Source organism: Limosilactobacillus alvi (genome assembly GCF_016900115.1).
Lineage (GTDB): Bacteria > Bacillota > Bacilli > Lactobacillales > Lactobacillaceae > Limosilactobacillus > Limosilactobacillus alvi.
Map to the genome: position 1 here is coordinate 1 of NZ_JACJJQ010000058.1, position 6,864 is coordinate 6,864.

A 6,864-nucleotide genomic window follows, 5' to 3' on the forward strand; every position below is an offset into this window, starting at 1 on the left:
TCATTTCCTATACTCGAACTCGTAGTCCCACAACCTGAAAATCAAAATATCAAAGCAAAGATAGCGGAGGTCATTTTGTGATACGGACTCGCAGTCCCTGAGGCTATGGACGACCTTAGCTCTATCTTTAGGGTAATAAAAAAGTCCAGGATGGTAAAATTCATCCTGAACTAATCTTAGGTTGTTTCCCACGTCATCCAAACTTCCAGCGGTGACCATAAGATTCCAGTTGTTGCTAGTGAAGGAACCGCTGCTTGGTTAGACGAAGAAGCAGCCTACACCGAAAGTAATGCTACTTTCAGCCAAGTAACCCTTGGTGCGCACAAGCTGGGAACTTTAATCAAAGTTTCTGAAGAATTACTGAACGACTCAGCTTTTGATTTAACTAACTACATTTCTTCTGAGTTTGCCCGTCGTTTGGGCGATGCTGAAGAAGAAGCCTTCTTAACCGGTAATGGTACAGGACGCCCAACTGGGATCCTTAACGATACTAACGGTGCCAAAGATGGCATTACCACCGCTTCGGCAACGGCAATTACCTTTGATGAATTAATCGACCTTTATTACTCACTTAAAGAACCCTACCGTAAAAATGCTGTCTTTTTGATGAACGATGACACAGTTAAGGCTATTCGTAAGTTAAAGGACAAGAACGATCAATACATCTGGCAACCTTCTATCCAAGCCGGAACGCCAGATATGATTCTGAATTGTCCAGTTTACACAAGCCAATATATGCCTAACTTGACCACCGGTAACAAAGCCGTCCTATTTGGTGACTTTTCCTACTACTGGATTGCTGATCGCCAAGGACGGACCTTCAAACGACTCAACGAATTGTACGCCGTAAATGGTCAAGTTGGCTTCTTAGGTTCCCAACGTGTCGATGCCAAGACCATTCTTCCTGAAGCTTTAACAACTTTGAAGATGGGCGCTGGTAAATAGGAGTGAGTAAATGGGAGATGAAGCAAATACCAAAACACCCACCTTAGCAGAAATTAAAACCTACCTCCGGGTTGATGGCACCACTGAGGATGATTTAATTACCCATTTCATTGCAGCCGCAGTTTCCACGATTGAAAATATTCTGCGGCATCCAATTAGCGACTACGATGTGGTCCCCGATGATATTCGCACCGCTATTTTTTATACTGTGGCTTACCTATATGAATACCGGGAAACTGCTGATTTTGATGCCATGATCAAATTTTTACGGGCAATTTTAACACCTTATCGGAAGGAGGCTTTTTGATGGAAAAAGCTGGTGAAGATAACTCAAAGCTTGTAAATATTGGTGAGATGCGCGACCGCATCCGACTCTATAACAAAGTTACCTACGGACGTAATCCCAATACCTACCAACCAATGACTAAGGCTGTTTTATTAGCGGAAGTTTGGGCTTATGTATCAAACCTTCACGGGACAGAGTACTACACCGCCGCAATGGTTAAAGTTGAAAGAGAAGTCTCCATGACCTTCCGCTATATCGAAGGCGTTAAAGAATCAACCGAAATTTGGTTTAATGGCCACTGGTACAACATCAAGTTCATAGATGATGTGAAGTACCGGCACCGCTACCTACAGTGCAAGGTAGCAATGGAAACTTCAACCACTCCACCAGACGATTTAAAAAAGAAGTGACAATATGATCAAAACGAAAATTATTAGTATGTATTGGGCAGTCCTAGGTGGCTTTATCGGCTGGTTTCTCGGAGGTTTGGACGACTTACTGTATGCTCTCCTTACCTTTGTAATTGCCGATTATATAACGGGAATTCTATATGCGATTAGTGAACGTAAGCTTTCCAGTGAAGTGGGCCTACGTGGCGTAAACCGGAAAGTCCTTATTTTCATCTTGGTTGGTCTCGCAAATATCATCGATATGCACTTACTCAAGCACGGCACCCCACTGCGAACCGCCACCATCTGTTTCTACATTTCCAACGAAGGAATTTCCCTTTTAGAAAATGCTGGACGCTTAGGACTCCCCTTTCCCAAACAACTCAAAGATGTCTTAGAACAACTCCAAAACAACAAGGATAAAAAGGATTGATGAAAATGGGAATTTATAAAGGAATTGACGTTTCACCGTGGCAAAAAAATATTAATTTTAATGCCGTTAAAGCAAGTGGGATTGACTTCGTGATTATTAACGCCGGATATGGCCATTCGATTCACCAAAAGGATCCATACTTTGAACAAAACTACGGTCGGGCCAAAGCCGCTGGACTCAATGTTGGGGCATATTGGTACTCATATGCGGACTCCGCTACCGACGCAAAACTAGAAGCCGATACCTGCTTAACCGCCATTGCCGGAAAACAATTTGATTACCCGATTTACTTTGACCTTGAAGAAAAGAGTCAATTTAAGCAAGGAACAGACTTTTGTTCTGAATTGGTTAAAGCATTTTGTTCAGAGATTGAAAGCCATGGCTACTATGCTGGACTCTATATTTCACGATCACCGCTACAAAACTATATTTCTCCTGATGTTGCTAGTCGTTATGCTTTGTGGATTGCCGAATATAATCCCCGTCTCAACTACAGCGGAAACTGCGGGATTTGGCAATACTCTTCTAATGGTTCAATCGCCGGGATTAGCGGTAACGTTGACCTAGACTACTCCTACATCGACTATCCGGCTATCATCAGAAAAAAAGGCCTGAATGGCTATGGCGCCAATACTAAGCCTTTAAAGTCAACAGATGAAATAGTTGCTGAAGTTTTAGCTGGTAAATGGGGTAACGGCACTGACCGCAAGAACCGCCTCTCTGCGGCTGGGTATAACTATTCCTCTATTCAAGCAGCCGTAAATCAAAGGCTGAATCAAAAATCAATTGACACCTTGGCCCGTGAAGTCATTCAAGGTAAATGGGGCAATGACCCCCAACGTAGTCAAAAACTGCGTGCGGCTGGCTATGATCCAACTGCCGTTCAAAGACGCGTCAATCAACTGCTATAAATATAAGGTCCATGGGCTCATTCGCCTGTGGGCCTTATTTTTTTGCCAAAACCGCTGTATTTTTTTGCCTCTAACTGTCCTAACAGTGAGGAGGTAAAACTATGGCCCTTACTAATCAACAAATTCAAAATGAACTACTTTTTCAAAAGGCACAAGAAATCACGAAAGAACTATTAGAACAAGGACTAATCACATCTGAAATTGCCCAACGAATCGAACAAGAAAACCGGCAAACTTTCCCGCCATTACTGGGTTTATTACAGCTTTAATTCGTTGATGTGTCTAAAACTCAGAGCTAACATGCATGACTGATGAAAGGAGGGAAAAAACAATGGAAACTACAAAAATCATGCAAAATTTCATTCCCAGCCGGGAGCTAAAACGGGTTGCTGCTTATTGCCGGGTTTCGACCGGTTCCGACGAGCAGTTAAAAAGTCTTAAGGCTCAACGTGAACACTATCAACACTACATTAGCAACCATCCCGGCTGGGAACTTGCAGGAATCTACTACGATGAAGGAATTTCTGGAACTAAGAAGAATAAACGGCCAGAGTTGCTTCACTTGTTAAGGGACTGTGCAGCCCACCAAATTGACCTAGTTATTACCAAGTCAATTAGCCGGCTTGCCCGTAATGCTGCCGATTGTTTGGACATTGTCCGTCAGCTAAAGGACCTCAATATCCCCATTATCTTTGAGCGGGAAAATCTGAACACCAGCAATATGGACGATGAATTCATCTTAACCGTCCTTAGTAGCATGGCGGAAAGTGAATCAAAATCAATTGCCGCTAACAACCGCTGGTCAATTCAAACTCGGATGGCCAATGGCTATTTTAAAGTTTCGACTCCGCCCTATGGCTATGACCGAAACTTTGAAATTATTCCTAGCCAAGCTAAAGTGGTTAAACAAATTTTTACTGACTTTTTAAATGGTCAAAGCAGCCTAACAATCGCTAAAAACTTGACCGTTCCGGCGCCATCCGTTGGTAAATGGAGCGATAGTACCATTCGAACTATGCTTCGTAATGAATCTTATACCGGCAACCTGCGCTTGCAAAAGACTTATACCGACGATGCCTTCAACCGACACATCAACTACGATGAAGAGACAATGACCTGGTATCAAGGCCACCATGAGCCAATTATCAGCTTTGATGAATTTGAACGGACCCGGGCTTTGCTGACGCAAAGAGCTAAGCAACGCAACACCAAGACACGTAGCCAAAAGTACCGGCAAAAATATCTTTTCTCCGGCAAACTTAACTGCCATTGCGGCGGTACATTTAAACGCCAAAAGAAGGCTAAGCGGGTAACTTGGACTTGCCAAACTCATATTAAGGAAAAGAAGTCTTGCCCGGTTAAGCCAGTTGATGAACGCCAAATTGAAGTCGCCTTTGTGACCATGATAAATAAACTTATCTTCAGTAGGACGAAACTTTTGTAGCCTTATCTTCAATCATTGCGAAACCAACCAGCAAACCACAAGTATAAGCGGATTAAAGAATTAGAATCAGCTATTTTAAGCAATACTGAAAAACGTGATACCTTGATGACGATGCTATCCCAAGACTTGATCGAGCCCAAAGAAATGATGACCAAGACGACCAAACTAATCGACCAGTCCAATCAATACCGGCAAAAGCTGAGTAAACTCCGCTCCACAATTGGTAAAAACGATAGTCTAATTATTGCCACTCGTGAACTTTTAAATTACGTAGATAACCACCCGATTCAAACCGAGTTTAATCCTCGATTATTTGAAGAAACCGTGGAAAAAATCACAATTGAAGATAATTCACATCTAGTTTTCCACTTGTTCTGTGGATTAAATCTACCAGAAAGGATTTGAAGCCGATGAGTACCGTTACTTTTGGCTACCACATCAAAGATGGCAAGATTGAAGTTGACCCAGTTAATGGCCCCCGCGTTCAAAGTATTTTTAAAGACTATCTGAATGGTGATTCCCTGACAGATGTCGCCTTAAAAAATGGTTTTAAATTCCACGGTGCCATCAAACGAATCTTAATTAATCAAACCTACCTTGGGGATAAATACTATCCACCGTTGATAACACCGGAAATTTTTAACCGTCTCCAAACTGAACTTCATCAACGAGCCCTAAACTTAGGACGTACCAACTTACCAACACAGCAGGTAGAGTTTTATCCCCAAACTAAGTTCAAAATGAACCGATCACATCACCGGTACAATATTCCCGCTAAACAAGCCGAATACTTGTACCAGCTAATCGAAAGTGAGGAATCTTAAATGCCCAACAAAAAAATGAAAATCATTCCTGCCCGCCGCCATATCGGTAGCAAGCCGGTCCCCTTTGAGGAAGATATACCCAAATTAAGGGTAGCTGCCTATTGCCGGGTAAGTACCGAATACGAGGAACAAAACTCTAGTTACCAAACCCAAGTTAGCCATTACACCAACTACATCCTAAACCATGACGGTTGGGATCTGGTTAATGTTTATGCCGATGATGGGATTTCTGGGACCAACACCAAAAAGCGGGAGCAATTCAACCAAATGATTGAAGACTGCATGGCCGGCAAAATTGACCTTATCATTACCAAGTCAATTAGCCGTTTTGCCCGGAATACTCTCGATTGTCTTCACTACATTCGGCAACTAAAAGAGAAGAATATCGCCGTCTACTTTGAAAAAGAAAACATCAAAACCACTGACGCCAAGGGGGAAGTTCTTTTAACAATCATGGCTTCCCTAGCTCAGCAAGAAAGCCAATCTTTATCGCAAAACGTTAAACTCGGCTTACAATACCGCTATCAACAAGGGAAAGTCATGGTTAACCATAATTGGTTCCTTGGCTACACCAAAGATGAAGAAGGACACCTAATTGTTGACCCCGAACAAGCCAAAATAGTAAAACGCATCTACTACGAATACTTGGAGGGATATTCTTATAAACAAATCGCTCGGCGATTAACCACTGATGGCATCCCCAACGGTGCTGGTAATACTAAATGGGGCGATTCCAATATCGCTTCAATTCTCAAAAATGAAAAGTATATCGGCGATGCTCTTTTACAGAAGTCATACACCATCGACTTTTTAACCAAAAAGCGAATTCGCAACCAAGGGATTATGCCTCAGTACTATATCAAAGACGACCATGAGGCAATCATTCCTAAAGATCTCTTTCGCCGGGTGCAAGAAGAAAGAAAGCGTTGCCGGGCTGGAATCAAGGTTCCCTGCGGTAAAACAAGGCACTACAATAACCGCACCTGCTTTTCCTTAAAAGTATTCTGCGGCCGCTGTGGAGATATTTATCACCGTGTTGCCTATAACTACTCCGACGAAAACGGGCAAGTCGTAAAATGGCTTTGTATGACTGGCCATGACCATGATCTTGTGACTTGCCATGGACGCGCCATCTCTGAACGACAATTAAAAGAAGTCTGCCTAAGAGCTTTTAATAAAATTATTGAACCTAACAAAACATTCCAGGCCAAGCTCCAAAATAATATCCGTCATGCGATTAACCAAGTAAATGAAGAACAAGCAACAAAATTAGACCGTGAACTGGACCGCCTACAAATTCTCTTAATCAATCAGACACCCCATTCCAAGGATTATGACAAAATTTCGGATGAGTTCAATAGGATTCAGCAACAACGCGATGAACTTCAATTAACCCTTGATCGTCAAAATGAGGTCGTTCAGAAAAATATTAACCTACAAAATTTCATTGATATCAATAGTAAGCAACTCAATGAGTTTGATGAACACCTCGTTCGACAACTAATCAAAAAAATCACCATTCAGGAAACCTACTGTGAAGTAGAATTCCAAAATGGGGGTCTACAATATTTGGTACTGATAGGAGTAAAATCCTAGCAGTACCAATTTTTTTGATTTAGGGGATTTTATGTA

Annotated in this window: 9 protein-coding genes and 1 pseudogene; all 10 read left to right on the plus strand. The window is 42.2% G+C overall.

Annotated features, from left to right (window positions below; translation table 11 throughout):
* Nucleotides 1–192: 192 nt before the first annotated feature.
* Nucleotides 193–945: pseudogene (locus H5993_RS08670) on the plus strand (phage major capsid protein); the annotation flags it as partial.
* A 10-nt stretch (nucleotides 946–955) separates the two neighbouring features.
* The gene (locus H5993_RS08675; RefSeq protein ID WP_066024071.1) at nucleotides 956–1,252 is read left to right on the plus strand and encodes a head-tail connector protein; all 297 of its coding nucleotides are present in this window, start codon (nucleotides 956–958) and stop codon (nucleotides 1,250–1,252) included.
* Nucleotides 1,252–1,641 carry a phage head closure protein gene (locus H5993_RS08680; RefSeq protein ID WP_066024072.1) on the plus strand — a complete coding sequence of 130 codons (390 nt, stop codon included), beginning with the start codon at nucleotides 1,252–1,254 and terminating at the stop codon, nucleotides 1,639–1,641. Before H5993_RS08675 ends, H5993_RS08680 begins: the two co-directional genes overlap by 1 nt.
* 4 nt (nucleotides 1,642–1,645) lie before the next feature.
* Entirely contained in the window at nucleotides 1,646–2,053 is a 408-nt protein-coding gene (locus H5993_RS08685; protein ID WP_066024073.1) for a phage holin family protein, read from the plus strand.
* Nucleotides 2,054–2,058: 5 nt separating this feature from the next.
* The gene (locus H5993_RS08690; RefSeq protein WP_204777059.1) at nucleotides 2,059–2,964 is read left to right on the plus strand and encodes a GH25 family lysozyme; all 906 of its coding nucleotides are present in this window, start codon (nucleotides 2,059–2,061) and stop codon (nucleotides 2,962–2,964) included.
* Between the two features lie 101 nt (nucleotides 2,965–3,065).
* Nucleotides 3,066–3,233, plus strand: a complete 168-nt coding sequence (locus H5993_RS08695) for an SHOCT domain-containing protein (protein WP_204777060.1) — start codon at nucleotides 3,066–3,068, stop codon at nucleotides 3,231–3,233.
* A gap of 62 nt (nucleotides 3,234–3,295) precedes the next feature.
* Nucleotides 3,296–4,408: a recombinase family protein gene (locus H5993_RS08700; protein ID WP_204777061.1), complete on the plus strand. Its 1,113-nt coding sequence runs from the start codon at nucleotides 3,296–3,298 to the stop codon at nucleotides 4,406–4,408.
* 15 nt (nucleotides 4,409–4,423) lie between these two features.
* Entirely contained in the window at nucleotides 4,424–4,813 is a 390-nt protein-coding gene (locus H5993_RS08705) for a hypothetical protein (RefSeq protein ID WP_204777062.1), read from the plus strand.
* A 5-nt stretch (nucleotides 4,814–4,818) separates the two neighbouring features.
* A complete protein-coding gene (locus H5993_RS08710) occupies nucleotides 4,819–5,232 on the plus strand; it encodes a hypothetical protein (protein WP_081530745.1) in 414 nt (137 codons plus the stop codon).
* The gene (locus tag H5993_RS08715) at nucleotides 5,233–6,828 is read left to right on the plus strand and encodes a recombinase family protein (protein ID WP_204777063.1); all 1,596 of its coding nucleotides are present in this window, start codon (nucleotides 5,233–5,235) and stop codon (nucleotides 6,826–6,828) included.
* Nucleotides 6,829–6,864: the final 36 nt, after the last annotated feature.

What these genes read in the sequence shown, in the direction of transcription:
- H5993_RS08675 (WP_066024071.1), top strand. Translation starts at nt 956, where the DNA reads ATGGGAGATGAAGCAAATACCAAAACACCCACCTTAGCAGAAATTAAA.
- H5993_RS08680 (WP_066024072.1), top strand. Translation starts at nt 1,252, where the DNA reads ATGGAAAAAGCTGGTGAAGATAACTCAAAGCTTGTAAATATTGGTGAG.
- H5993_RS08685 (WP_066024073.1), top strand. Translation starts at nt 1,646, where the DNA reads ATGATCAAAACGAAAATTATTAGTATGTATTGGGCAGTCCTAGGTGGC.
- H5993_RS08690 (WP_204777059.1), top strand. Translation starts at nt 2,059, where the DNA reads ATGGGAATTTATAAAGGAATTGACGTTTCACCGTGGCAAAAAAATATT.
- H5993_RS08695 (WP_204777060.1), top strand. Translation starts at nt 3,066, where the DNA reads ATGGCCCTTACTAATCAACAAATTCAAAATGAACTACTTTTTCAAAAG.
- H5993_RS08700 (WP_204777061.1), top strand. Translation starts at nt 3,296, where the DNA reads ATGGAAACTACAAAAATCATGCAAAATTTCATTCCCAGCCGGGAGCTA.
- H5993_RS08710 (WP_081530745.1), top strand. Translation starts at nt 4,819, where the DNA reads ATGAGTACCGTTACTTTTGGCTACCACATCAAAGATGGCAAGATTGAA.
- H5993_RS08715 (WP_204777063.1), top strand. Translation starts at nt 5,233, where the DNA reads ATGCCCAACAAAAAAATGAAAATCATTCCTGCCCGCCGCCATATCGGT.